At 64.0% G+C, this 24890-nt stretch carries 20 protein-coding genes; 10 read left to right on the plus strand and 10 right to left on the minus strand.

Going from position 1 to position 24890, the window contains the following annotated elements; genetic code table 11:
- Positions 1-128 precede the first annotated feature (128 nt).
- Positions 129-1319: a methionine adenosyltransferase gene (gene metK / locus J4D28_RS28960; protein ID WP_009051273.1), complete on the minus strand. Its 1191-nt coding sequence runs from the start codon at positions 1317-1319 to the stop codon at positions 129-131.
- A gap of 19 nt (positions 1320-1338) precedes the next feature.
- Positions 1339-2334, minus strand: a complete 996-nt coding sequence (locus J4D28_RS28965; RefSeq protein WP_009051272.1) for a metalloregulator ArsR/SmtB family transcription factor — start codon at positions 2332-2334, stop codon at positions 1339-1341.
- Positions 2335-2606: 272 nt separating this feature from the next.
- Here J4D28_RS28965 and tkt point away from each other — a divergent pair, with 272 nt between their 5' ends.
- The 6 genes from tkt to fba all read left to right on the plus strand — a co-directional run bounded on the left by tkt (position 2607) and on the right by fba (position 8973).
- The gene (tkt, locus tag J4D28_RS28970) at positions 2607-4604 is read left to right on the plus strand and encodes a transketolase (RefSeq protein WP_103331612.1); all 1998 of its coding nucleotides are present in this window, start codon (positions 2607-2609) and stop codon (positions 4602-4604) included.
- Between the two features lie 147 nt (positions 4605-4751).
- Positions 4752-5807, plus strand: a complete 1056-nt coding sequence (epd, locus tag J4D28_RS28975) for an erythrose-4-phosphate dehydrogenase (protein WP_009051270.1) — start codon at positions 4752-4754, stop codon at positions 5805-5807.
- 42 nt (positions 5808-5849) lie between these two features.
- Positions 5850-7013: a phosphoglycerate kinase gene (locus tag J4D28_RS28980; protein ID WP_009051269.1), complete on the plus strand. Its 1164-nt coding sequence runs from the start codon at positions 5850-5852 to the stop codon at positions 7011-7013.
- A 31-nt stretch (positions 7014-7044) separates the two neighbouring features.
- A complete protein-coding gene (locus J4D28_RS28985; RefSeq protein ID WP_009045980.1) occupies positions 7045-7263 on the plus strand; it encodes a hypothetical protein in 219 nt (72 codons plus the stop codon).
- Between the two features lie 60 nt (positions 7264-7323).
- Positions 7324-7653, plus strand: coding sequence for an MliC family protein (locus J4D28_RS28990; protein ID WP_007922315.1), 330 nt, complete (start codon positions 7324-7326; stop codon positions 7651-7653).
- A gap of 255 nt (positions 7654-7908) precedes the next feature.
- Positions 7909-8973, plus strand: coding sequence for a class II fructose-bisphosphate aldolase (fba, locus tag J4D28_RS28995; protein WP_103331613.1), 1065 nt, complete (start codon positions 7909-7911; stop codon positions 8971-8973).
- Between the two features lie 166 nt (positions 8974-9139).
- Here the strand turns inward: fba and J4D28_RS29000 are convergent, their stop codons facing one another.
- Complete coding sequence (locus J4D28_RS29000; RefSeq protein WP_009051268.1) at positions 9140-9811, minus strand: polysaccharide lyase family 7 protein; 672 nt, start codon at positions 9809-9811, stop codon at positions 9140-9142.
- Positions 9812-10130: 319 nt separating this feature from the next.
- On the opposite strand from J4D28_RS29000, the gene J4D28_RS29005 reads away from it, so the two are divergent.
- From J4D28_RS29005 to J4D28_RS29015, 3 genes are read left to right on the plus strand one after another with little or no spacing between them, the layout of a single operon-like run.
- Positions 10131-12254 (plus strand): bifunctional diguanylate cyclase/phosphodiesterase, encoded by a 2124-nt coding sequence (locus J4D28_RS29005; RefSeq protein WP_103331614.1) that lies wholly within the window; start codon positions 10131-10133, stop codon positions 12252-12254.
- A gap of 42 nt (positions 12255-12296) precedes the next feature.
- Positions 12297-12809, plus strand: a complete 513-nt coding sequence (locus J4D28_RS29010) for a M48 family metallopeptidase (RefSeq protein ID WP_016704232.1) — start codon at positions 12297-12299, stop codon at positions 12807-12809.
- A gap of 20 nt (positions 12810-12829) precedes the next feature.
- The gene (locus tag J4D28_RS29015; protein ID WP_016704231.1) at positions 12830-13126 is read left to right on the plus strand and encodes a helix-turn-helix domain-containing protein; all 297 of its coding nucleotides are present in this window, start codon (positions 12830-12832) and stop codon (positions 13124-13126) included.
- A 76-nt stretch (positions 13127-13202) separates the two neighbouring features.
- Here the strand turns inward: J4D28_RS29015 and J4D28_RS29020 are convergent, their stop codons facing one another.
- The gene (locus J4D28_RS29020) at positions 13203-13655 is read right to left on the minus strand and encodes a GNAT family N-acetyltransferase (RefSeq protein WP_016704230.1); all 453 of its coding nucleotides are present in this window, start codon (positions 13653-13655) and stop codon (positions 13203-13205) included.
- Positions 13656-13928: 273 nt separating this feature from the next.
- Here J4D28_RS29020 and J4D28_RS29025 point away from each other — a divergent pair, with 273 nt between their 5' ends.
- Positions 13929-14666 carry an ABC transporter substrate-binding protein gene (locus tag J4D28_RS29025; RefSeq protein WP_016704229.1) on the plus strand — a complete coding sequence of 246 codons (738 nt, stop codon included), beginning with the start codon at positions 13929-13931 and terminating at the stop codon, positions 14664-14666.
- A 107-nt stretch (positions 14667-14773) separates the two neighbouring features.
- Here the strand turns inward: J4D28_RS29025 and yccS are convergent, their stop codons facing one another.
- From yccS to J4D28_RS29055, 6 genes are all read right to left on the minus strand, one after another.
- Positions 14774-16966: a YccS family putative transporter gene (yccS, locus tag J4D28_RS29030; RefSeq protein ID WP_016704228.1), complete on the minus strand. Its 2193-nt coding sequence runs from the start codon at positions 16964-16966 to the stop codon at positions 14774-14776.
- A gap of 242 nt (positions 16967-17208) precedes the next feature.
- Entirely contained in the window at positions 17209-18387 is a 1179-nt protein-coding gene (locus tag J4D28_RS29035; protein ID WP_053270109.1) for an NAD(P)/FAD-dependent oxidoreductase, read from the minus strand.
- Between the two features lie 158 nt (positions 18388-18545).
- Positions 18546-19883 carry an ATP-dependent RNA helicase DbpA gene (gene dbpA, locus J4D28_RS29040; RefSeq protein ID WP_231999354.1) on the minus strand — a complete coding sequence of 446 codons (1338 nt, stop codon included), beginning with the start codon at positions 19881-19883 and terminating at the stop codon, positions 18546-18548.
- 280 nt (positions 19884-20163) lie between these two features.
- Complete coding sequence (gene mdtD / locus J4D28_RS29045) at positions 20164-21591, minus strand: multidrug transporter subunit MdtD (RefSeq protein WP_016704225.1); 1428 nt, start codon at positions 21589-21591, stop codon at positions 20164-20166.
- 209 nt (positions 21592-21800) lie between these two features.
- Complete coding sequence (locus tag J4D28_RS29050; RefSeq protein WP_103331615.1) at positions 21801-23138, minus strand: TldD/PmbA family protein; 1338 nt, start codon at positions 23136-23138, stop codon at positions 21801-21803.
- Positions 23138-24580 (minus strand): TldD/PmbA family protein, encoded by a 1443-nt coding sequence (locus tag J4D28_RS29055; RefSeq protein ID WP_016704224.1) that lies wholly within the window; start codon positions 24578-24580, stop codon positions 23138-23140. Before J4D28_RS29055 ends, J4D28_RS29050 begins: the two co-directional genes overlap by 1 nt.
- Positions 24581-24890: the final 310 nt, after the last annotated feature.

Consider the following 24890-nt stretch of genomic DNA (forward strand, 5'->3'; position numbering starts at 1 on the left):
CGCGAGCCAGCTTGTACCCGCAGGAATCAGGCTTACTCCCGTAAGCGGCCCTGCAAATCATGAAACCTTCAGCCACAAAAAAGCCCCGCAAGGCGAACCGCGCGGGGCTTGGGTAAGTGCTGCCGGGATTACAGGCTGGCAGCGGCGCGCAGGGCTTCGGCGCGGTCGGTCTTTTCCCAGGTGAAGGTGGTGAAGGTGTCATCACCCACGGTCTTGGTTTGCGGGGTACGGCCGAAGTGGCCGTAGGCCGCAGTCTCGCGGTACATCGGGTGCAGCAGGTCGAGCATGGTGGTGATCGCGTAAGGGCGCAGGTCGAAGATTTCGCGGACCAGCTTGATGATCTTGTCGTCGCTGATCTTGCCGGTGCCGAAGGTGTTCAGCGAGATCGAAGTCGGTTGCGCCACGCCGATGGCGTAGGACACCTGGATTTCGCAGCGCTCGGCCAGGCCGGCGGCAACGATGTTCTTGGCCACGTAACGACCGGCGTAGGCGGCCGAACGGTCGACCTTCGATGGGTCCTTGCCGGAGAACGCGCCGCCGCCATGACGGGCCATGCCGCCGTAGCTGTCGACGATGATCTTGCGACCGGTCAGGCCGCAGTCGCCGACCGGGCCGCCGATGATGAACTGGCCAGTCGGGTTGATGTGGAACTGGGTGTCCTTGGACAGCAGCTCGGCCGGCAGCACGTGCTTGACGATCAGCTCCATCACGCCTTCGCGCAGGTCTTTGTACGACACGTCAGGGTTGTGCTGGGTCGACAGGACCACGGCGTCGATGCCGACCACCTTGCCGCCTTCGTAGCGGCAGGTGACCTGGGACTTGGCATCCGGACGCAGCCACGGCAGCAGGCCGGACTTGCGGGCTTCGGCCTGGCGCTGCACCAGTTGGTGCGAGAAGGTGATCGGGGCTGGCATCAGCACGTCGGTTTCGTTGCTGGCGTAGCCGAACATCAGGCCCTGGTCGCCGGCGCCCTGGTCTTCAGGCTTGGCGCGGTCGACACCCTGGTTGATGTCGGGGGACTGCTTGCCGATGATGTTCATCACGCCGCAGGTCGCGCCGTCGAAGCCGACGTCGGAGCTGGTGTAGCCGATGTCGGTGATCACGTCACGAACGATCTGCTCCAGGTCAACCCAGGCCGAGGTGGTGACTTCGCCGGCGACGATGGCCACGCCGGTCTTGACCAGGGTTTCCACCGCTACGCGGGCGTGCTTGTCCTGGGCAATGATGGCGTCCAGCACCGCATCGGAAATCTGGTCGGCGATTTTGTCCGGATGCCCTTCAGACACGGACTCGGAGGTGAAAAGGGAGTATTCGCTCATCTCGACGGTTTCCTAAAATTTACCGATGGTGAGTGTCGCCAGCCGGTCGCTGAAAGTGGCGGACCTGGATCTGGAAACCATTACGTAAACCTACATACAGACTTTCTCCGGGAACCAGTCCCGCAGCGGTGGCCCAGCGGGCCAGGTCGTCCTGGTCAAACCCCAGCCAGAGATCACCGCAGGCCTCCCTGGCCCAACTCTGGTTGTGGCTGCACAACTCTGTCACTAACAGGCTGCCGCCCGGTTGCAGCAAGCCGGCCAGGCGCTTCAGCGCATCGGCCGGCGCGGCGAAATGGTGCAGGACCATGTTCAGCACCACGCAATCGGCCGTCAGGCTCACGCCATTCAATGCATCGGCCAGTTGCAGGCTGACGTTAGCCAGCGTTTCGCGTTCACAGACCTGGCGTGCCAGTTCGAGCATGGCCGGGCTGTTGTCCAGCGCGGTCACCCGGGTGAAGCGGTGGGCCAGTTCCGGCAGGAAGCTGCCATCCCCGGGGCCGACTTCGATCGCCGTGGCGGTGTCCGTGAAGTTCAGTTTGTCGAGCAGTGCCAGCACGCTTTCGCGGTACTGGGGCAGTCCTGCGATCAGGTCCTGCTGGGCGCGAAACTTCTCCGCGACCCGTGAGAAAAAGTCCTGGCTGGCGGCCGCCCGCTGGCGGTGCACCAGGCCGATACGCGATTGCACTTCGCCGGGCAGCGTCAGGTTATCCACTTCATCCAGCAGGGCGGCGTGCAGCCGGCCGCCCAGCAGTTCGGTGTGGGGCAGGGCGCGCCGGTAGAAGATCGCGTTACCTTCGCGGCGGGTCGCCACCAGCTCGGCCTGGGCCAGCACCTTCAGGTGGTGGCTCATGCCGGACTGGCCAATGGCGAAGATCTGCGCCAGTTCCAGTACGCCGAACGAGTCGTTGGCCAGCGCGCGCAATACATTCAGCCGCAGCGGATCGCCGCCGGCCTTGCACAGGGCCGCCAGCTCATCACAGTCATCATGGCTAATGGAGGGCGCGCGTAAATTCATAAGGCCAGCAGTCTAGTGACGCACCCCCAACCTCGCAAGACCAATATCAAAAAGTTTTGATATTGCTCGATAGATGGCACTTAACGGAGGTCGTGATGTTCTACAGACGAACTGCGGAATGGTTTCATCAGGCGATTGCCCCTTTATCGACCGGAAAAACGCGCCAGAGTCATTATCTGTCATTGCCCCCGGCCTACCGCTGAGGGAAAATGCACGCCTTTTTCCGATTCGTTTTATCCAACTCGACTTAGATAACCCCCAGGAGATCAGCGATGCCAAGCCGTCGTGAGCGTGCCAACGCCATTCGTGCCCTCAGCATGGATGCCGTGCAAAAAGCCAACAGCGGCCATCCCGGTGCCCCTATGGGTATGGCGGATATCGCCGAGGTACTTTGGCGTGACTACCTGAAGCACAACCCGAGCAATCCATCCTTCGCCGACCGTGACCGCTTCGTGCTGTCCAACGGCCACGGCTCGATGCTGATCTACTCGCTGCTGCACCTGACTGGCTACGACGTCACCATCGACGACCTGAAGAGCTTCCGCCAGCTGCACAGCCGCACCCCGGGCCACCCGGAGTTCGGCTACACCCCGGGCGTCGAGACCACTACCGGCCCGCTGGGCCAAGGCCTGGCCAACGCCGTGGGCTTCGCCCTGGCGGAAAAGGTCCTGGCGGCGCAGTTCAACCGTCCCGGCCACAACGTCGTCGACCACCACACCTACGTGTTCCTGGGCGATGGCTGCATGATGGAAGGCATTTCCCATGAAGTCGCGTCCCTGGCCGGCACCCTGGGCCTGGGCAAGCTGATCGCCTTCTACGATGACAACGGCATCTCCATCGACGGCGAAGTCGAAGGCTGGTTCACCGACGACACGCCAAAGCGTTTCGAAGCCTACAACTGGCAGGTGATCCGCAACGTCGACGGTCACGACCCTGAAGAGATCAAGACTGCGATCGACACCGCGCGCAAAAGCGAGCAGCCGACCCTGATCTGCTGCAAGACCACCATCGGTTTCGGTTCGCCGAACAAGCAAGGCAAGGAAGACTGCCACGGCGCGCCACTGGGTGCCGAGGAAATCGCCCTGACCCGCGCCGCGCTGAAGTGGAACCACGGCCCGTTCGAAATCCCGGCCGACATCTACGCCGAGTGGGATGCCAAGGAAACCGGTCGCGCCGTCGAAGCCGAGTGGGACCAGCGTTTCTCCGCCTACTCCGCCGAATTCCCTGAGCTGGCCAACGAGCTGGTGCGTCGCCTGAGCGGTGACCTGCCGGCCGACTTCTCCGAGAAGGCCGATGCCTACATCGCCGAAGTCGCGGCCAAGGGCGAAACCATCGCCAGCCGTAAAGCCAGCCAGAACGCCCTGAACGCGTTCGGCCCGCTGCTGCCGGAATTCCTCGGCGGTTCGGCCGACCTGGCCGGTTCCAACCTGACCCTGTGGAAAGGCTGCAAGGGCGTCAGCGCCGAAGACGCCAGCGGCAACTACATGTACTACGGCGTTCGCGAGTTCGGCATGACCGCCATCATGAACGGCGTGGCCCTGCACGGTGGCCTGGTGCCTTACGGCGCGACCTTCCTGATGTTCATGGAATACGCGCGCAACGCGGTACGCATGTCGGCCCTGATGAAGCAGCGCGTGATCCACGTCTACACCCACGACTCCATCGGTCTGGGCGAAGACGGCCCGACGCACCAGCCGATCGAGCAGATCGCCAGCCTGCGCTGCACCCCGAACCTCGACACCTGGCGTCCAGCCGATGCCGTGGAATCGGCTGTGGCCTGGAAAAGCGCGATCGAGCGCAAGGACGGTCCTTCGGCGCTGATCTTCTCCCGCCAGAACCTGCAGCATCAGACCCGCGATGCCGTGCAGATCGCCGCAATCAGCCGCGGCGGCTACGTGCTCAAGGACTGCGCAGGCGAGCCTGAGCTGATCCTGATCGCCACCGGTTCCGAAGTCGGCCTGGCGGTGCAGGCCTTCGACAAACTGACCGAGCAGGGCCGCAAGGTGCGCGTGGTGTCCATGCCATGCACCAGCGTGTTCGATGCTCAGGACGCCGGTTACAAGCAGTCGGTCCTGCCGCTGCAGGTCAGCGCCCGTATCGCCATCGAGGCCGCTCACGCGGACTACTGGTACAAGTACGTCGGCCTGGAAGGTCGCGTCATCGGCATGACCACCTACGGCGAGTCGGCGCCTGCGCCGGCCTTGTTCGAAGAGTTCGGTTTCACCCTGGAGAACATCCTGGGTCAGGCTGAAGAGCTGCTGGAAGACTAAGTCCGCCAGTCGCGTTGTCTGCTGTTCTTCGCGGGCAAGCCTCGTTCCTACAGATCATCACGATCCCGTAGGCGCGAGGCTTGCCCGCGATGACAATGGAGCTGGCAACACGACAGTGATGGATTCACCCCGGTAATCGAGAACCCCATGCCTCAACCGCGTCCCTATAAAGTTGCACTCAACGGCTACGGCCGGATCGGTCGTTGTGTCTTGCGTGCCCTGTTCGAACGGGGGGCTGCGGCCGGGTTCGAGATTGTCGCGATCAACGACCTGGCCGACATGGCCAGCGTGGAATACCTGACACGCTTCGACTCCACCCACGGCCGGTTTCCCGGCGAGGTGAAGGTCGATGGCGATTGTCTGCATATCAATGGCAACTGCGTGAAGGTCCTGCGCAGTGCCACCCCCGAAGGCATCGATTGGGCGTCCCTGGGCGTCGACCTGGTGCTCGAATGTTCCGGCGCCTATCACACCCGTGAAGACGGCCAGCGCTTTCTCGACGCCGGCGCGCCGCGGGTGCTGTTTTCCCAGCCGATGGCCAGCGAGGCGGATGTCGACGCCACCATCGTCTACGGCGTCAACCAGGACTGCCTGACCGGCGCCGAGCTGCTGGTGTCCAACGCATCCTGCACCACCAACTGCGGCGTGCCGCTATTGCGCCTGCTGGACCAGGCCATCGGTCTGGAATATGTGTCGATCACCACCATCCACTCGGCGATGAACGACCAGCCGGTGATCGACGCCTATCACCACGAAGACCTGCGCCGCACCCGTTCGGCGTTCCAGTCGGTGATCCCGGTGTCCACTGGTCTGGCGCGTGGCATCGAGCGGCTGCTGCCGGAACTTGCCGGGCGAATTCAGGCCAAAGCTGTGCGCGTGCCGACCGTCAACGTGTCCTGCCTCGACATCACGATGCAGACTGTGAGCGATACCGACACCGGCGAAGTCAACCGGATTCTGCGCGAGGCCGCCACCAGCGGTCCGCTCAAGGGCCTGTTGGCCTACACCGAGTTGCCGCACGCCAGTTGTGATTTCAACCATGATCCGCATTCGGCGATCGTCGATGCCAGCCAGACCCGTGTTTCCGGCCCGCGGCTGGTGAACATCCTGGCCTGGTTCGACAACGAATGGGGTTTTGCCAACCGAATGCTGGATGTTGCAGGACACTATCTGCAAGCCGCTGCACCCAAAGCTGTCTCTTAACTTCCCGTTTCCAAAAAAACAGTAACCCAGGAATTGCGACCCATGACCGTGTTGAAGATGTCCGACCTCGATCTGCAAGGTAAGCGCGTACTGATCCGCGAAGACCTCAACGTCCCAGTCAAGGACGGTGTTGTCACCAGCGATGCGCGTATCCTGGCTTCGCTGCCGACCATCAAGCTGGCCCTGGAAAAAGGCGCGGCCGTGATGGTCTGCTCGCACCTCGGTCGTCCGACCGAAGGCGAGTTCTCCGCCGAGAACAGCCTCAAGCCAGTGGCCGACTACCTGAGCCGTGCCCTGGGTCGCGAAGTACCGCTGGTGGCCGACTACCTGGGCGGCGTCGACGTCAAGGCCGGCGACATCGTGCTGTTCGAGAACGTGCGCTTCAACAAGGGCGAGAAAAAGAACGCCGACGAACTGGCCCAGCAATACGCCGCCCTGTGCGACGTGTTCGTGATGGACGCCTTCGGCACCGCGCACCGCGCCGAGGGTTCGACCCACGGCGTGGCCAAGTTCGCCAAGGTCGCCGCTGCCGGTCCGCTGCTGGCCGCCGAGCTGGAAGCACTGGGCAAGGCCCTGGGCGCCCCGGCCAAGCCGATGGCCGCTATCGTCGCCGGCTCCAAGGTGTCGACCAAGCTCGACGTGCTCAACAGCCTGAGCCAGATCTGCGACCAGTTGATCGTTGGCGGCGGCATCGCCAACACCTTCCTCGCCGCTGCCGGTCACCCGGTCGGCAAGTCGCTGTACGAGCCGGACCTGCTGGATACCGCTCGCGCCATCGCCGCCAAGGTCAGCGTGCCGCTGCCAGTGGACGTGGTAGTGGCCAAGGAGTTCGCCGAAAGCGCGACCGCTACCGTCAAGCTGATTGCCGAGGTGGCTGCCGACGACATGATCCTGGACATCGGCCCGCAAACCGCGGCGAACTTCGCCGAGCTGCTGAAATCGTCCAAGACCATCCTGTGGAACGGTCCGGTCGGTGTGTTCGAGTTCGACCAGTTCGGTAACGGCACCAAGGTGCTGGCCCAGGCCATCGCGGAAAGCGCGGCGTTCTCCATCGCCGGCGGCGGCGACACCCTGGCGGCCATCGATAAATATGGCGTAGCCGAGCAAATCTCCTACATTTCTACCGGCGGTGGCGCTTTCCTCGAATTCGTCGAAGGCAAGGTGCTGCCGGCGGTCGAAGTCCTGGAAAGCCGGGCCAAAGCCTGAAGTCCCAATGGCCAGGCAAAGGAGTGTTCATATGGTCAAGACGTTACCGCTGTTGATCGTTGCGGGCTTGCTGGCCGGTTGCGGCAGCCAGCCTGCCCAGCCGGAGCCCGAGTCGGGAGAGCCGGAGAGAGGCTGCTATCAGGCCGACTGGCAGGCCGAGACCGCGCCGGTGATCAACAAGCGCATGGGACCCGATGGTCTGGACAAGTACGAGACTCCAGCCAAGGCCAAGGAACATGGTTGCCCTTGACGGGTCTGATTCGATAACGCGCTGTGCTGGCGGCCGTGGGCCGTCAGTCGAGGAACACCGATGAAAGGCTTTATCGCCGTGGCTGCGCTGGGATTGCTGGCAGGTTGCGCCAACTTCGACCTGTTCAAGCCGGCCGAGACGGACAACTGGACGACCTGGGTGTGCGACAGCCAGGCGCAAGTGGTCTGGCGCTACACCGACAGCAGCCGCAAGGAAGTCGATGTGCGGCTGGGCGGGGCCGACCAGGTCTATCGCCTGAAGCTGGAGCCGAGCGGTTCCGGTTCGCTGTACAGCAACGACATGCTGGCGTTTCACGAAAAAGGTGACGAAGGCCTGGTTTACTGGGTCGCCACCAACGATTTGATCGGCCGCGGCTGTAAAGCGCCGTAGGCCGGGAGCCGATGCTGAACCTGTAGGAGCGAAGCTTGCTCGCGATAGCGATCCAACCGTCAACAGAGATGTTGAATGTGATGACCCTGATCGCGAGCAAGCTTCGCTCCTACAGAGAGAGGCGCGACTCTTGAGATTGATGCAGTAACGAATCGGCAGGCCGGGCTGACCCCCGATCTGCAATCACTTGAATAGCAGCCGCCGCTACGGCAGGCTTGCACGATTAACGACCCTCGACCGGGAGAGATACACACAATGGCACTCATCAGCATGCGCCAGATGCTGGACCACGCAGCCGAATTCGGCTACGGCGTTCCAGCCTTCAACGTCAACAACCTTGAACAGATGCGCGCCATCATGGAAGCAGCTGACAAGACTGACTCTCCGGTGATCGTCCAGGCTTCGGCCGGTGCCCGCAAATACGCCGGTGCGCCTTTCCTGCGCCACCTGATCCTGGCGGCGATCGAAGAATTCCCGCACATCCCGGTGTGCATGCACCAGGACCACGGCACCAGCCCTGACGTCTGCCAGCGTTCGATCCAGCTGGGCTTCTCCTCGGTCATGATGGACGGCTCCCTCGGCGAAGACGGCAAGACCCCGACCGACTACGAGTACAACGTGCGCGTGACCCAGCAGACCGTGGCCATGGCTCACGCCTGCGGCGTTTCGGTAGAAGGCGAGCTGGGCTGCCTGGGTTCCCTGGAAACCGGCATGGCCGGTGAAGAAGACGGCATCGGCGCCGAAGGCGTGCTGGACCACAGCCAGATGCTGACCGACCCGGAAGAAGCCGCGGACTTCGTCAAGAAGACCCAGGTCGACGCCCTGGCCATCGCCATCGGTACCAGCCACGGTGCCTACAAGTTCACCAAGCCGCCTACCGGCGACGTGCTGGCGATCGACCGCATCAAAGAGATCCACAAGCGCATCCCCAACACCCACCTGGTGATGCACGGTTCGTCTTCGGTTCCGCAAGAATGGCTGGCGATCATCAACCAGTACGGCGGCGACATCAAGGAAACCTACGGCGTGCCGGTTGAAGAAATCGTCGAAGGCATCAAGTACGGCGTGCGCAAGGTCAACATCGACACCGACCTGCGCCTGGCGTCCACCGGTGCGATGCGTCGCCTGATGGCCACCAACCCGAGCGAGTTCGACCCGCGCAAGTTCTTCGGCGCCACCGTAACCGCCATGCGCGACGTGTGCATTGCCCGTTACGAAGCCTTCGGCACCGCCGGCAACGCTTCGAAGATCAAGCCGATCTCCCTGGAAGCGATGTTCCAGCGTTACCTCAAAGGTGAGCTGAGCGCCAAGGTCAACTAAGCCTTAGCGTTTCACGAAAAAGCCCGCAGCGATGCGGGCTTTTTTGTGCCTGTGGCAAACACCTCATCGTGTAGGAGCGAGGCTTGCCCGCGATAGCGGTCTGCCTGGCGACATCCATGGCGAATGTCAGGCCCTCATCGCGGGCAAGCCTCGCTCCTACGGAAGATCAGGTTTCGTTGTGATCGATATCCAGCTTGTAGAAGGTCACCTTGCCGCCTTCGGTGGTGTAGCCGGTGTTGTCCTGCACATACACCCCGGCCTTGAAGTACAGCGGCTTGTCGCGCCAGGTGCTGCTGATCTGGGTGTCCCATTGGTAGCCCGCGGCGCTGACGCCCAGCGCGCCCCCGGGGCTGAGGTGGATCAGGTAGGAGAACTCGCGGTCCAGCGGCACGTTCTCGGCGACGATGATCACCCGGCTATCGGCATCGTCCGGATGCATGCGGACCTTGGCGACGATGTTGCCGCTCTGGGTGGTGGTCTTGTACTGGTACTCGACCTTCACCAGCGGCTTGGTGCTGTTGTAGGCGTGGATCTGGCCGATGACGATCTTGCCCGTGGACGGCACCTGGTTCACCGCCAGGGTGGCGTAGAGCAGGTTGTCGGCTTCCGGGTAGGTCCAGTTCTTCAGGGTGCCGTTGGCGTAGGTTTCACGCAGCTCGCTGCGCGGGTAGATGGCGTTGGCGGTGCGGGAGCCGGTGACGGGCGACCAGAAGAACAGGGTGCCGGTGTCGGAATGGAAATACTGGTCCTTGAAGCCATCCACCAGTTTGGGGGTGTCGATGGTCGCCGGTGGACTGCCTTCGGGAATGCTCAGATTCCAGGTTGCGAGGTCGATCATAGTCAAAGCTTCCCGATTTGGTGCCGGATGAAAAGCCGACAAAGGCTTTAGCCTGCGCTTTTGAAGGCGGTCTTTATAAGCGTAGAAGCTGCTTTTGTTAATGCCCGTCCGGCGGATAATTGGCGTCAACCATCTGTCGAAAAACCGCCGCCACCGCTTTCAGCGCCTATGGGGTTGACCGTTAGTCGGGTGCCTGGGGCTTTGGCTAAATGCTGGCGCTGTGACAGCTTCTGCTTTGCGGGTTCCGGGTCTAGAGTGAAGGCTCAGTTTTTGTCCGGTCTTCTTCGCAGGCCGGCCCTACACAGACAAGAGAAGCAGCATGGAATGCGCGCAAACTCGGCCAGGTGAAGCCAGCTCGGTCTTACTGATTGTTGATGATTACCCCGAAAACCTGCTCAGCATGCGCGCACTCTTGCAGCGCCACGACTGGCAGGTCATGACCGCCGCCTCGGGCGTCGAGGCCCTGGGTCTGTTACTGGAACACGACATCGATCTGGTGTTGCTGGATGTGCAGATGCCGGAAATGGACGGTTTCGAAGTCGCCCGCCTGATGCGCGGCAGCCAGCGAACCCGCCTGACCCCGATCATTTTCCTGACCGCCAACGAGCAGTCCAAGGACGCCGTGATCAAGGGCTACGCCAGCGGTGCGGTGGATTACCTGTTCAAGCCGTTCGACCCGCAGATCCTCAAGCCCAAGGTCCAGGCGTTGCTGGAGCAGCAGCGCAACCGCCGTGCGCTGCAGCGCCTGAGCCACGACCTGGAGAACGCCCGGGCCTTCAACGCCTCGGTGCTGGAAAACGCCGCGGAAGGGATTCTGGTGGTGGATGAAGGCGGGATCGTCCGTTTCGCCAACCCGGCGATCTCGCGTTTGCTCGACGCTTCGGTGAGCGAGCTGGAGGGCTCGGCGCTGCTCGACTATCTGCAAAAACCCCATGTGCCGCAGTGGGCCGAATCCGAGCTGTATGCCTGCTATCGCAAGGGCGAGACCTACCGCCTGCACGACGCCACGCTGCGTACCCTGCCGGGCCAGCAGGTGTCGGTGGCGTTGTCCTGCGCGCCGTTGCCGAGCGAACAGAAGGCGATGGTGGTGACCCTGCTCGACATGTCGGAAGTCCGCCACCTGCACCAGCAACTGGAATACCAGGCGGTGACCGATCCGCTGACTGGCCTGCTCAACCGGCGCGGCTTCTACCAGACCGTGGAAAGCGTGTTGCTGCGCAGCGAGCGCTCGGACAAGTCGCTGGTGCTGCTGTACCTGGACCTGGATGGTTTCAAGCGGGTCAACGACTCCCTGGGGCACGACGCGGGGGACCGGGTGCTGCGCTGGGTGTCCGAGCAGATGAAAGCCTGCCTGCGCTCCTTCGACATCCTGGCGCGCATGGGCGGCGACGAGTTCACCGCCTTGCTGGAACTGGAGTTTCCGGAACAGGCGGCGAAGATTTCCGAGAAGCTCATCGAACGGATATCCATCTGTCAGCAGATCGACGGCCTGGATGTTGCCCTGGGGGCCAGCATCGGCATCGCCATCTACCCCGATTGCGGCTCCAACCTGGATGGCCTGATGCGCGCGGCGGACATCGCCATGTACGAGTCCAAGCGTGCCGGGCGCCAGCAATACCGTTACTACGACCACGAAATGAACGGCCGCGCCCGTTCGCGACTGATGCTCGAGGAAAGTGTGCGCAGCGCGGTCGAGCGCAAGGAGTTCAACCTGGTGTACCAGCCCCAGGTGGCGATTGCCGACGGGCGCCTGCGCGGTTTCGAAGCCTTGTTGCGCTGGCGGCATCCGAGCGTCGGCGATGTGCCGCCGGGGTTGTTTCTGCCGCTGCTGGAGGAAGCGCGGCTGATCAGTCGCCTGGGCAGCTGGATCTACCAGCAGAGTACGAGCCAGCGGGCGTCCTGGAAAACCCTGTTCGCCGAGCAGACCGTGCTCGCCGTGAGCTTGAGCGGCACCCAGTTCGCCATGCCGAACCTGGCCACCGAACTGCGCCAGGTCCTGGAACGTCATGGTCTGGAGCCTTGGCAACTGGAAGTCGAGATTACGGAAAGCGCCTTGACCCAGAACCTCGATGAGTCGCGCAAGCAACTGCGCCTGTTACGCAGCCTCGGGGTGCGGGTGGCGCTGGACGACTTCGGTTCGGGCGACTGTTCGTTGGCTCATCTGCGGGACCTGGAGCTCGATACCCTCAAGCTCGACCGCCACCTGATCGCCAGGTTGCCGGATTCGACGCGGGATGCGGCGCTGGCGCGTTGCGTGATCGACCTGTGCAAGGCGTTCGGTGTGCTGGTGATCGCCGAAGGCGTGGAAACCCTGGAACAGTACCGCTGGCTGCAGGCCAACGGCTGTGAGTACGTGCAGGGTTTCCTGGTGGCGCGGCCGTTGATCGCCGCGGATGCCGAGCGCTTTGCCGAGCCCTTCGACTGGAGCGCGTTGCCGGGTTGAATTCGCTACACTGGCGGCCTTTCGTGATTGCGTTGCCGCCCCATGACCGCGTTGAAATACCTCCAGGCCTATCCCGCCACCCTGCAAGAACAAGTGCGCCAGCTGATCGCACAAGGGCGGCTGGGCGACTACCTGAGCCAGCGTTACCCCGGCAAGCATGGGGTGCAGAGCGACAAGGCGCTGTACGGCTATGCCCTGGAGTTGAAGCAGGAGTACCTGCGCAATGCCCCGGCCATCGACAAGGTGCTGTTCGACAACCGCCTGGACCTGACGCACCGCGCCCTGGGCCTGCACACCACGATTTCGCGGGTCCAGGGCGGCAAGCTCAAGGCCAAGAAGGAAATCCGCATCGCCTCGCTGTTCAAGGAAGCGGCGCCGGAGTTCCTGCGCATGATCGTTGTCCACGAGCTGGCGCACTTCAAGGAAAGCGAGCACAACAAGGCCTTCTACAAGCTCTGCGAGCATATGCTGCCGGGCTATCACCAACTGGAATTCGACCTGCGGGTCTACCTGACCTGGCGCGAGCTGCAAGCGCGCCCGGGCGGGGCCGAGTGACCCTGGGCAAGGAGCGGGCGATGGACGTGAGCAAGACCAAGAGCAGTTTTTACCGCCGGCTGTACGTGGCCTACCTGATCGACAGCGGCCTGGCCAGCAACGTCCCGGCCCTGACCGAGGCGACCGGCATGCCGCGGCGCACGGCGCAGGACACCATCGCCGCCCTGGCGGATCTGGACATCGTCTGTGAGTTCGAACAGCAGGACGGTGCGCGCAATCATGCCGGCAGCTATCGGATCAAAAACTGGGGCGCGATCGACAAGGGCTGGATCGAGGCGAATCTGTCGCGGATCAAGGCGGTGCTGGAGTATCCCTGAGGGATCCCGACAGCCCATCGATGTGTATGCGAGCCTGCTAGCCCTTGTAGGAGCCAGCAGGCTCGCGATCGCGATATCAGCTGCGGCGCATGCCGATATGCGGGATATCGTCTTCCAGGTACTCCTCGCCCACGACGTTGAAGCCGTAGCGCCCGTAATACCCCTGCAAATGCGCCTGGGCCGACAGATAGATCGGCGTGTGCGGCCAGTGTTTCTGCGCCTGTTTCAGGGCGTGCTCCATCAGTTCATGGCCCAGCCCCTTGCCCCGGGCTTGCGGGGCAATCACTACGCGGCCGATGACCACGTCGCCACCCTGGGAGACCGGGTCGAGCAGGCGCAGGTAAGCCACCAACTGGTCATCGTCCCAGGCCATCAGGTGACAGGTGTCGCCTTCCAGGTCCTGGCCATCGACTTCCTGGTAAGCGCATTTCTGCTCGACCACGAAGACTTCGGTACGCAACCGCAGGATCGCGTACAGCTGCTCCTTGCCCAGATCGGTGTGGTGTTTGCAGACCCATTCGATTGTCATCGTTTCATCCTTTGGAAAGCTGTGCCCGGATGTTAAGCGCCTGGCGGGTGGCTTGTCTTGCCTGGCGGCGCAGTGGCAATTCTGTGAGGCAGGTCAAAATGCCATCATCGCGTTGGTTCGTGGCTGGCTTCTTTGTGTAATCTGCGCTGAAGCGCCGTGCAGTGGCGCCCATAAGCTACTGTTAGGAGCTGGATCGCGGCCGTCCACCGGCCGGAGAACCTCGAGTCTGGGCAAAAACACGCAGGGCTGTCCGCCCGCTAAGGATCTTTTAGCATGCTGCGATTGCATCGAGCTTTTGCTTTGATCGGATTGCTGTTGCTGGGCCAGAGCGCTTATGCGGAAAAATTGCGATTGGTGGCCGACGCCTGGCCGCCCTTCACGGATGCGACGCTGGTCAACGGCGGGCTGGCCACCGACATCGTCAGCACCGCGCTGGCCCGGGCCGGTTACGCCAGCGAGTTCGAACAGGTGCCCTGGGCGCGGGCCCTGCTCGGCGTCGGCGAGGGCCGTTACGACGTGCTGGTGAATGCCTGGTTCAATGAGGCCCGCACCCAGCTGGGGCAGTTCTCCTCGGAGTACCTGGTCAATCGGGTGCGTTTCATCCGGCGCAAGGATACCCCCGTCGAATACACCAACCTCAAGCAATTGCACCAGTACCCCATCGCCGTGGTGCGTGGTTATGCCTACTCGCCCGATTTCGACAGCGATCCGGAGCTGCAGAAGGTCCTGGTGCACAACTTCGCGATGGCGGTGCGCATGCTGGCGGCCGACCGGGTCAAGCTGACCCTGGAAGACGAATACGTCGCCCGCTATTACCTGGCGCGGGAGTCGCCACGGGTACGCAATGCGGTGGAGTTTCTGCCCAATTCCCTGAGCGAGAACGGCCTGCATATCCTGGTCAGCCTGAAGAACCCCGCGCATGCGCAGATCGTGGCGAAGTTCGACCGGGAGATCGAGGCGATGAAAGCCGACGGCAGCTACGACCGCTTGCTGCGCCAGCACGGGATGTAAACGGCGCCATTAAAGCTATTGCGGCAAGCTGGGCGCCAAGGCTGAAACCTGCGGCGTGCTTGAAAGCTTGCGCCTCCTGCGGAGGCGATCGCAGCCTGCGGCAGCGGCTACGCGGCCTGTTCTTCGCCGGTGTCCTTGATCAGGTGCGCCGCCAGGGTCCGCAAGGGCCCCAGTTGGCGGCAGATCAGCGCCAGCTGGGTCTGCACCAGCCTTTGGCCTTCATCGATCTCGTCCGGCATCTGCTCCAGCTCGTTGGCCAGGGCTTCTTCGGTATCGCTCTGGATCGCCACCGGCTGCTTGCTTGCCAGGCCCTGGGCAATTTCATCGATGCTGCTGGCCAGGCTGACCCCGGCCCCATCGATCAGGTGCTCGCGGACTTCCGTCGGCAACTGGGTTTCCCGGTGCGCGCCGAGGCCGGAGAGGTAGCTGAGCAAGGTGTGCGACAGCACCAGGAAACGAAAGCCGACGTCCGCTTCCTTACGGAAGTGCCCAGGCTCCATCAGCATGTTGGCCAGGGTGGTGGACAGCGCCGCGTCGGCGTTGTGGGCATTGCGCCGGGCCAGGCGGTACGCCAGGTCGTCGCTCTTGCCGGCCGCGTACTGCTGCATGATCTGCCGCAGGTAGATGCTGTTGCAGGTCAGGGTATTGGCCAGCACTTTGTTCAGGCGTCGGCCCTGCCAGTCCGGCAGGAACAGGAACACCGCCAGGCCGGCGATCAGGCTGCCCAGCAGGGTATCGAACAGGCGCGGCAGCAACAGCCCGTAGCCGTCGCCCACCTGGTTGAAACAGAACAACACCATGATGGTGATGGCGGCGGTGGCCAGGGTGTAGCGGGTGGTGCGGTTGGTAAAGAACACCACCCCGGCAGCGATGGCGAACAGCGACTGCACCAGCGGGCTGGGGAACAGGTCGAACAGCGCCCAGGCGACCACCAGGCCGATGGCGGTGCCGATGATCCGCTGGCCCAGCTTGCGCCGCGTGGCGCCGTAGTTCGGCTGGCAGACGAACAGGGTGGTGAGGATGATCCAGTAACCCTGGGACGGGTGGATCAGGTGCACCATGCCATAGCCGATGCTCAGGGCCAGGGGCAGGCGCAGGGCGTGGCGAAACAGCAGCGATGTCGGGGTCAGTTGGGTGCGCAGGCGGGTCCAGACGTCCTTGAGGTTGCGCGGCGAACGGTCCAGCAGGCTGCTGTCGGTGGCGTCGGCCAGGGCGTCGGGGTTGCTGGCGTCGCTGAGCAGGCGGTCGAGGGTGCCGAGGTTGGCGGCCAGCGCCCGCAGCGAACGCAGCAGGCCGCGCCAGGCCGGGTTGCTCTGGATGCGCAGGTGTTCCAGGGAGGCGTGCAGGTCGCTCAGGGCCTCGGCGAAGCTGGCGTCGTAGACGAAGGGCTGGCGCAGCTGGATGGATTCGCCCAGGGCCCGGCAGGCCTTGCCTTGCTGGCGCAGCAGGCGCTGGCAGCGGAACAGCACGTCGCTGTGGAAGAACGCATCGGCCAGGGCGTTGTAGGGGTAGTGGGACGAGCTGGCGCGTTCGTGGATGTCCTGGGCGAGGAAATACAGCTTCAGGTAGCGGCTGACTTTCGAGCCCGGCCGGCCGTTGCCGACCCGGTGCAGGATGATTTCCTTGGCGGCGTTCAGGGCCGCCACCACCCGGCCGTTCTGCTGCGCCAGTTCCAGCCGGCGCGCTTCCACATCCAGCTGGCGAATCGGTTCGAACAGCGACGACTTGAGCTTGAGGTAATAGCCCAGCTCGCGGAACAGGCGCGCCAGGCTCTGCTGCACCGGCTGGTTGGAAAACATCGCCTGCCACAGCACCGACAGCAGGCCGTACCAGGCAGCGCCGGCCACCAGCAGCAGCGGTTCGTGCCAGAAGTCGGTGACGGCGCCGCCGCGCTGGTCCACGCCGATCATGGTGTAGACCGACAGGATCAGGGTCGCCGAGGCGATCGCCCCGTAACGTTCGCCCAGGGCGCCGAGCATGGTCAGGCCAAAGCTGGCCAGCGCCAGGGCGATGACGAAGATCCAGGGGTAGGGGAACAACAGTTCGACGGAAAGGGCGGCGACGCTGAAGCACACCAGGGTCACGGCCAGGGCATTGATCCGGCCTTGCCAGCTGTCGTCGGTCTCGGCCAGGGCGCTGGCGATAATCCCCAGGAACAACGGGATCAGCAAAGCCATTTCGTCCTGGTACCAGCACAGCGCCATGCTCCCGGTCAGAGCGATGAACACGCGCACGCTGTAGCTGAATTTATCCAGCGCCCAAAGGCGCCGCAGTGACTGACGAAAGCTGGTCGATGACATGAAGTGAGAAAGCCTTCCGGGGCGATGCCGCTAAATTGAGCCAGTATTGACGCCCGCGCAATGGGGTCGTCACATCCGCCAGCAAATTCTGTTCCTGCTGATGTTCATCGGTACCTGTAGCCGCTGCCGAAGGCTGCGATCGACCCGAAGGGGCGCAGCGATCTGGCGTCCTCCGAGGTCCTGCGGACCTATCGCAGCCTTCGGCAGCGGCTACAGGGATCGGGTGAGCGCCAGGAAGCGGATCAGACGTACTGCGCGGCCGCGTAACCCGAGGCCCAGGCCCACTGGAAGTTGAAGCCGCCCAGGTGGCCGGTGACGTCCAGCACCTCGCCGATGAAATACAGCCCCGGGCTCTTCAGCGATTCCATGGTCTTGGACGACACCTCGCGGGTGTCGACGCCGCCCAGGGTCACCTCGGCGGTGCGATAACCCTCGGTGCCGGCGGGCACCAGTTGCCAGCTCGCCAGCTTGCTGGCGATGTCCGCCAGCTCGGCGTGGGTGTACTGCTTCATCGGCTTGGAGACGAACCAGCTGTCGGCCAGCAGGCCGGCCATCTTCTTGGTGAAGATCTCGCCGAGCAGGGTCTTGAGCTCGCTGTTGGGACGCTCGGCCTGCTGCTGTTGCAGCCAGCCCGGTACGTCGTGGTCCGGCAGCAGGTTGATCTCCAGCGTGTCGCCGGGTTGCCAGTACGAGGAAATCTGCAGGATCGCCGGGCCGCTCAGGCCGCGGTGGGTGAACAGGATGTTCTCGCGGAAACTCATGTCGTTGCAGCTCACCAGGCAGTCCACCGAGGTGCCGGACAGCTCGCCGCACAGCTCCTTGAGCTGGTCGGTGATGGTGAACGGCACCAGGCCCGCGCGGGTCGGCAGCAGCTCGTGGCCGAACTGCTTGGCGACCTGATAACCGAAGCCGGTGGCGCCCAGGGTCGGAATCGACAGGCCGCCGGTGGCGATCACCAGGGATTCGCACTGGAGCTGGCCGAGGGTGGTTTCCAGCAGGTAGCCGGCGTCGAGCTTCTCGATCTGCTGGATCGAGGTGTCCAGGTGCAGCTGCACGCCGACCTGGTCGCACTCGTCGAGCAGCATGCCGAGGATGTCGCTGGACTTGTTGTCGCAGAACAGCTGGCCGAGCTTTTTCTCGTGGTACGGCACGCCGTGCTTGGCCACCAGGCCGATGAAATCCCATTGGGTGTAGCGGGCCAGGGCCGACTTGCAGAAGTGCGCATTCTGCGAGAGGAAGTTGCCGGGTTCGGTGTACATGTTGGTGAAGTTGCAGCGCCCACCGCCGGACATGAGGATCTTCTTGCCGGCCTTGTTGGCATGGTCCAGCAGCATCACCTGGCGGCCACGACCGGCCGCGGTCAGCGCGCACATCAACCCTGCGGCGCCAGCGCCAATGATCACGACTTCGGTAGAGCGCAAAACGGTGTCCTCACACAAGTGTCGCGGCAACCCCGTTCCCGTAGGAGCGAGGCTTGCCCGCGATGAACGATGACGCGGTTGTATCTGGTAGACCGCGGTGCCCTGATCGCGGGCAAGTCGGATCGCCGCCCGCTCGCTCCTATAAGAGCGTGGTGGTTTTACAGGATGCGCACGCGCAGCGAGCGGCCCTTGATCTTGCCGCTGTTCAGGCGTTGCAGGGCCTGCTTGGCGATGCCGCGGTCCACGGCGACATAGGCCTGGAAGTCGAAAATCGCGATCTTGCCGACCTGGGTGCCGGGGATGCCGGCTTCACCGGTCAGGGCGCCGAGGATATCGCCCGGGCGCACTTTGTCCTTGCGCCCGGCGCCGATGCACAGGGTGCTCATGGCCGGCAGCAGCGGGCCGCCGCCCTGGGATTTCAGGCTGTCGATCTGTTCCCAGTTCAAGGGTGACTTCTGCAACTGCTCGATGGCCTGGGCGCGGTGCGCTTCGGACGGCGCCACCAGGCTGACCGCCAGGCCCTTCTCACCGGCGCGGCCGGTGCGGCCGACGCGGTGGATGTGAATCTCCGAATCCCGCGCCAGCTCGACGTTGATCACCATGTCCAGGGCATCGATGTCCAGGCCGCGGGCGGCCACATCGGTGGCCACCAGCACCGAGGTGCTGCGGTTGGCGAACATCGCCAATACCTGGTCGCGGTCGCGCTGTTCCAGGTCGCCGTGCAGGCCCACCGCGGACATGCCCTTGGCGGTCAGGTGGTCGACGGTTTCCTGGACCTGCTGCTTGGTGAAGCAGAAGGCCACGCAGGATTGCGGGCGGAAGTGGTTCAGCACCTTGACCACCGCGTCGATGCGCTCTTCCGGCGAGATCTCGTAGAAGCGCTGCTCGATCTGGCTGTCGGCGTGCAGGGCTTCGGCCTTCACCTGCTGCGGGTCGCGCATGAACTTCGAGGCCAGCTGCTTGATGCCCACCGGGTAAGTGGCGGAGAACAGCAGGGTCTGCCGGCGCTCGGGGGTGTAGGCGATGATTTCTTCGATCGGGTCGTAGAAGCCCATGTCCAGCATGCGGTCGGCTTCGTCGAGGACCAGGGTGTTGAGACCGTCGAGTTTCAGCGAACCCTTGCGCAGGTGCTGGGACAGGCGGCCCGGGGTGCCGACGATGATGTGCGCGCCGTGCTCCAGCGAGGCGATCTGCGGGCCGAAGGACACGCCGCCGCAAAGGGTCAGGACCTTGATGTTGTCTTCGGCGCGGGCCAGGCGACGGATTTCCTTGGCCACCTGGTCGGCCAGCTCGCGGGTCGGGCAGATCACCAGGGCCTGGCAACCGAAGTAGCGCGGATTGATCGGGTTCAGCAGGCCGATGCCGAACGCGGCGGTCTTGCCGCTGCCGGTCTTGGCCTGGGCGATCAGGTCCATCCCCTTGAGGATCACCGGCAAGCTTTGCGCCTGGACCGGCGTCATCTGGGCATAACCGAGTGAGTCGAGGTTAGCCAGCATGGCGGCGGACAGCGGCAAAGTATTAAAAGCGGTGGCAATGGTGGTCACGGGACGGGCCTGCAAAACAAAATGTCGCGCAGTGTATCAGTCCCGCTCCCTTTACCTGCAATTTCTGGACGAAAAGTAGCCAGAACTCCCACAGGTCCCACGAATCCTGTAGGAGCGAGCTTGCTCGCGAAAAAAACTCCAGGGTAGCGCGAGGTACCTGACCTAGCGCGTTGCCTTGACGCTCATCGCGAGCAATCGAACGTCGACCGGCTGCTCCTACCGAAGAGGGAGATCAGTGCTCGATATGCTCCTGGACCTTCTTCGCCCGCCGGCCGTCCTTGGGCGACAGCTGCAGGAAGATCGCCGCCGCCAGCATCGCCATGATCCCCACCGTGAGGAAGGTCAGCTGGAAGGCGCCGAGCACGGTGTTCACGCCATCGTTGCCGACTTCGGCGGTGAAGCCGCCGAGCAGCGCGCCGGCGCAGGCCACCCCCAGGCTCAGGGACAGTTGCGCCACCACCGACAGCAGGCTGTTGCCGCTGCTGGCGGAGGCGTCGTCGAGGTCGATCAGGGTCACGGTGTTCATCGCCGTGAACTGCAGCGAGTTGATCGCCCCCAGCACCGCCAGCATGCCCAGCAGCAGCGGGTAGGGCGTCTGTTCCGTGACCAGGCCCATGCTGGCGAGCATGATCCCCAGCGCCAGGGTGTTGCCGGTGAGGACGATGCGGTAGCCCAGGTGTTCGATCAGCGGACGGGCGATGGACTTGGCCAGCATCGCCGCGGCGGCCAGCGGCAGCATGCTCATCCCGGCCTGGGACGGTGAATAACCGAGGGCCACTTGCAGCAGCAGCGGCACCAGGAACGGCAGGGCACCGCTGCCGAGGCGGGCGAACAGGTTGCCGAGGATGCCCACGGCGAAGGTCCGCACCTTGAACAGCGAAGGCGCGAACAGCGGATTGTCGACGTGCCCGGCCCGCAGCCAGTACGCCGCGAGGCAGGCCAGGCCGCCGAACAGCAGCAACATCACCCGCAGGTGCGGCAGGTGCAGTTCGCCCAGGCCTTCCATGGCGATGGTGATCAGCACCATCGCCGCGCCGAACAGCAAAAAGCCCAGGCCGTCGAAACGCGTGCGTTCGCTGCCGCGCAGGTCGGGAATGAACTTCCAGACGGCATAACAGCCGATCACGCCCACCGGCAGGTTGATCAGGAAGATCCAGTGCCAGGTCAGGTACTGCACCATCCAGCCGCCCATGGTCGGGCCGATCAGCGGGCCAAGCAGCCCGGGAATGGTGATGAAGCCCATGATCCGCACCAGTTCCGAACGCGGGTAGGCGCGCAGCACCACCAATCGGCCGACGGGCAGCATCAGGGCGCCGCCCAGGCCCTGGATTACCCGGGCGCCGACCAGCAGGCTCAGGGAGCTGGACAGGGCGCAGAGCAGCGAGCCGATGCTGAACAACAGGATGGCGCCGAAGAAAATCTTGCGGGTGCCGAAGCGGTCGGCGATCCAGCCGGAGGCCGGGATCAGCAGCGCCACGGTGAGCATGTAGGCGATGACTACGCCCTGCATGCGCAATGGGTCTTCCGCCAGGTCGCGGGCCATGGCCGGCAGGGCGGTGTTGAGGATGGTCCCGTCGAGGGATTGCATGAAGAAGGCGATGGCCACCACCCAGGGCAGCCAGCGGGCGGTGTTGGCGTCAAGCTCGGCACGGTTGGGCATGGGACCTCTTTCTTGTTGTGAGCACGCCCCCTGTAGGAGCGAAGCTTGCTCGCGATAGCGGTGTGACATTCAACATCGATGCCGAAGACCAACCGTTATCGTGAGCAATCGAGCATCGGCCGGTTACCCCAGCGACCGCATCGCGGGCAAGCCTCGCTCCTACAGAGGCATGGTTCTCCTGCTGGGGCGAAGTTTGCCCGCGACAGCGGTTACAAGGTCAGCGTCAGCCGGCTCACCAGTGCGCCCGGCAGTTGCGCCGAGGCGGTCTGGCGCTGGCTGTAGGTACTGGCCGACAGCAGCAGCTCGCGCTCCTGGGTCAGGCCTTCCAGGTGCGAACCCAGCAGGCTGTAGACGCTGTCATCGAAACGCATGGTGCTGACTGGCGCCTGGATCTCGCCGTTCTCCACCCAGAAGGTGGCGAAGCGGGTCATGCCGGTCAGGCGCGCCGCCGGCTGGTCCGAGTAGTTCAGGTACCACAGGTTGCTGATGTACAGGCCGGTGCCCAGTTGCTGGAGAATGTCCTGCTGCGACAACTGCCCGGGCGCCATGTTCAATGCGCTGGGGTATTCGCCGCTGCCGGCGCCGTTGGTGGCCAGGCTGTATTCGGCGGCGCTGCGCGAGTTGATCAACTGCCCTTGGGCGACGCCGCCGGCGATCAGCGACAGGTCGCTGCGCGGGTAGCCTTCATCGGAAAACGCCGGGCTCAACGAGCCGGTGACCTGCTCGTCCAGCGACACCAGGGGGCTCAGGCGGGCATCGCCGGCATAGAGCTTTTGCAGCGGGCTGTGCTTGCTGGCGATGGATTGGGCGGAAAACCCGCCCCAGCTCAGCATGCCCATGATTTCCTCCAGGGCCGCCGGTGCCAGGTAGGCGCGATACTGCCCGGGCGCCAGGGTGCGCAGCGGTCGGCCGAGAAACGCCAGCTGTTCCCGGGCCTGCTGGAAGCGCTGGGCGAAGCCCTGGCTGCTCCATTCGTGCCCGGCGTAGCTGGCTTTGACGGCCTGGCCATTCTCGTGGAACAGGCTGAAATCGAAGTTGAAGCTGTTGGCCTGATGCCAGCCAAAGGCTCCCGAGGAGCTGGCGAAACCCCGGCTGATCGGGCCGGCCGCGTAGAACCCCACCAGGTCCAGCCCGGCGGCGGCCTGGCCGATTTCGGCCACCACCTGCTCGCTGCTGGGCAGTGGGTGCTCCTGCACATTGTGGGTGTTCCAGGCGTCGTGGTTGAGCAGCAGGTACGGGTCCTGGGGCAGCAGCGGCAGGGTCTCGCGCAACTGTTGCAGGCCTTCGGCCAGGCGCTGGATGTCGACCTGCGGGTCGCCGGCGAGGGTGATGCTGAGGTCGGCATGGCGCCCGTCGTCGATCAGCTTGAAGCCGAGGCTGGCCTGCTGCACTTGCCCGGCCTGGCGCACCTTGGCGTGGTTGAAGCGGATGAACTGCGAAGACTCGGCGGCGTAGCTCAGGGTGAACTGCTCAGGCTCGCGCACGGCGTCGCGCAGCCAGTCCACCAGGGCCTTGAACTGCTCGGCCTGATTCAGGGACGTACTCATCAGGCGTCTCCTCCAAATACATCGACATTGCTGAAAACACAGGCCGGCGAGGCATGGCCGACGCGGATCACCTGGTTCGGTTCGCCCTTGCCGCAGTTCGGCGTGCCCAGGACCTTGAAAGTGCTGGCGTCGCCGACGGCGCTGAGGCTCTTCCAGAAGTGCGCGGAAATCGCCCGGTAGTTGGGGTTTTTCACCACGCCCTTGAGTTCGCCGTTCTCGATCAACTGGCCCCATTCGCAGCCGAACTGGAACTTGTTGCGCGCATCGTCGATGGACCAGGAACGGTTGGTGGACATCAGGATGCCGTTCTCGATGCCGCCGATCAGTTGCGCCAGCGGCTGGTCGCCGGGCTCGATGTTGAGGTTGGCCATGCGGTCGATGGGCGGGCGGTTCCAGCTGCAGGCGCGGCTGTTGGCGACACCGTCGAGGCCGGCGCGAAATTGCGAGAGCGCGCCGCCCAGTGGGCGCAACAGCAGGCCCTGCTTGATCAGGAACTGCTTGCTGGCGGCCGTGCCGTCGTCGTCATGGCCGTAGCTGGCCAACTGCTCGGGAATGTCCGGGTCGAAGGTCACGTTGAGCAGGCTGGAGCCATATTGCAGGCTGCCGAAATCGCTGCTTTTCACGAAGCTGGTGCCGGCGTAATTGCGCTCGTCGCCGAGGATGCGGTCCAGCTCCAGCGGGTGGCCGATGGACTCGTGGATCTGCAGCATCATCTGGTCTGGCATCAGCAACAGGTCGCGTGGGCCTTGCGGCGTATTGGGCGCCAGCAGCAGTTGCAGCGCCTGGTCGGCGACCTGGGCGCCGGCACCGATCAGGCCGCAGCGGCTGATCACGTCGGCGCCGCCCTGCTGGCCGAAGTTCTCGCGGCCCAGGCTGCGGGTCTGGCTGTCATTGCCGTCGTAGGCGGTGACGTCCATGCCCGGGTAGACGAAACGCTGGGCCTGACGCAGTTCGGCGCCGGCGCTGTTGAGGTAGATCTGCTCGACGTGGGTGAGGCCGAGGCTGACCTGCCAGTTCACCAGGCGCTCGTCCTTGGGCACGGCCGCGGACTCGTCGCCGAGCAGCTGGTAGCAGTCGCTCAGGGACGGGAAGGGCTGCTCGAGGTTAGGCGAGAAGTAATCGGCGCGGTCGCTGGACACCGCCTGTTCGCGCAGGTCGAGCAGGGCGTGGGCGGCGATCAGCCGGGCTTGCTGCTCGGCCCGTTGCAGGGCGGCCTGCAGGCCGTTTTGCGACAGGTCGTTGGTGGCGGCGTAGGCCTCGACGCCATTGACCCGCACGGTGAGCATCGCACCTTCGTCGCGGCTCAGGCTCGGCGGCTCCGCGACGTTCTTGCGCACCGACAGGTACTGGCCGGATTCGCGCACGTAACGCAGGGAAAAGAATTCGGCGCCCGTGCGCAAGGCAGCGAAGCGCTGCTTGAGCTGGGGGTGGAAATCGAACATGTGAGGAACCTCCATGTGAACAGTCCGGCTGTTGCAGGCCTTATCGAGAGCAAGCGAGCGTCGGGCCAGGGTTTTTCTGTAGGAGCAGCCGGTCGACGCTCGATTGCTCGCGATAAAGCCCGAAGGGCTTTGAAGCCAGGTCGGAAAAGGTGCTGGGGAATGCTGCGAGCGCCTAGATTAGGCCGGTGCGGTGGGCGGTATCAAGCGGGGAGGCGCAGGGAAATGTTGGAGAACTGTAGTCGTTGCTAAGGTCTGTGATTCGGCAATCGGGTTCTTGCCTGGTGAATCGGGGTGGCTGGTTTACGTCGGC

Origin of the sequence: Pseudomonas sp. GW531-T4 (assembly GCF_017349615.1) — a bacterium.
Lineage (GTDB): Bacteria > Pseudomonadota > Gammaproteobacteria > Pseudomonadales > Pseudomonadaceae > Aquipseudomonas > Aquipseudomonas chlororaphis_I.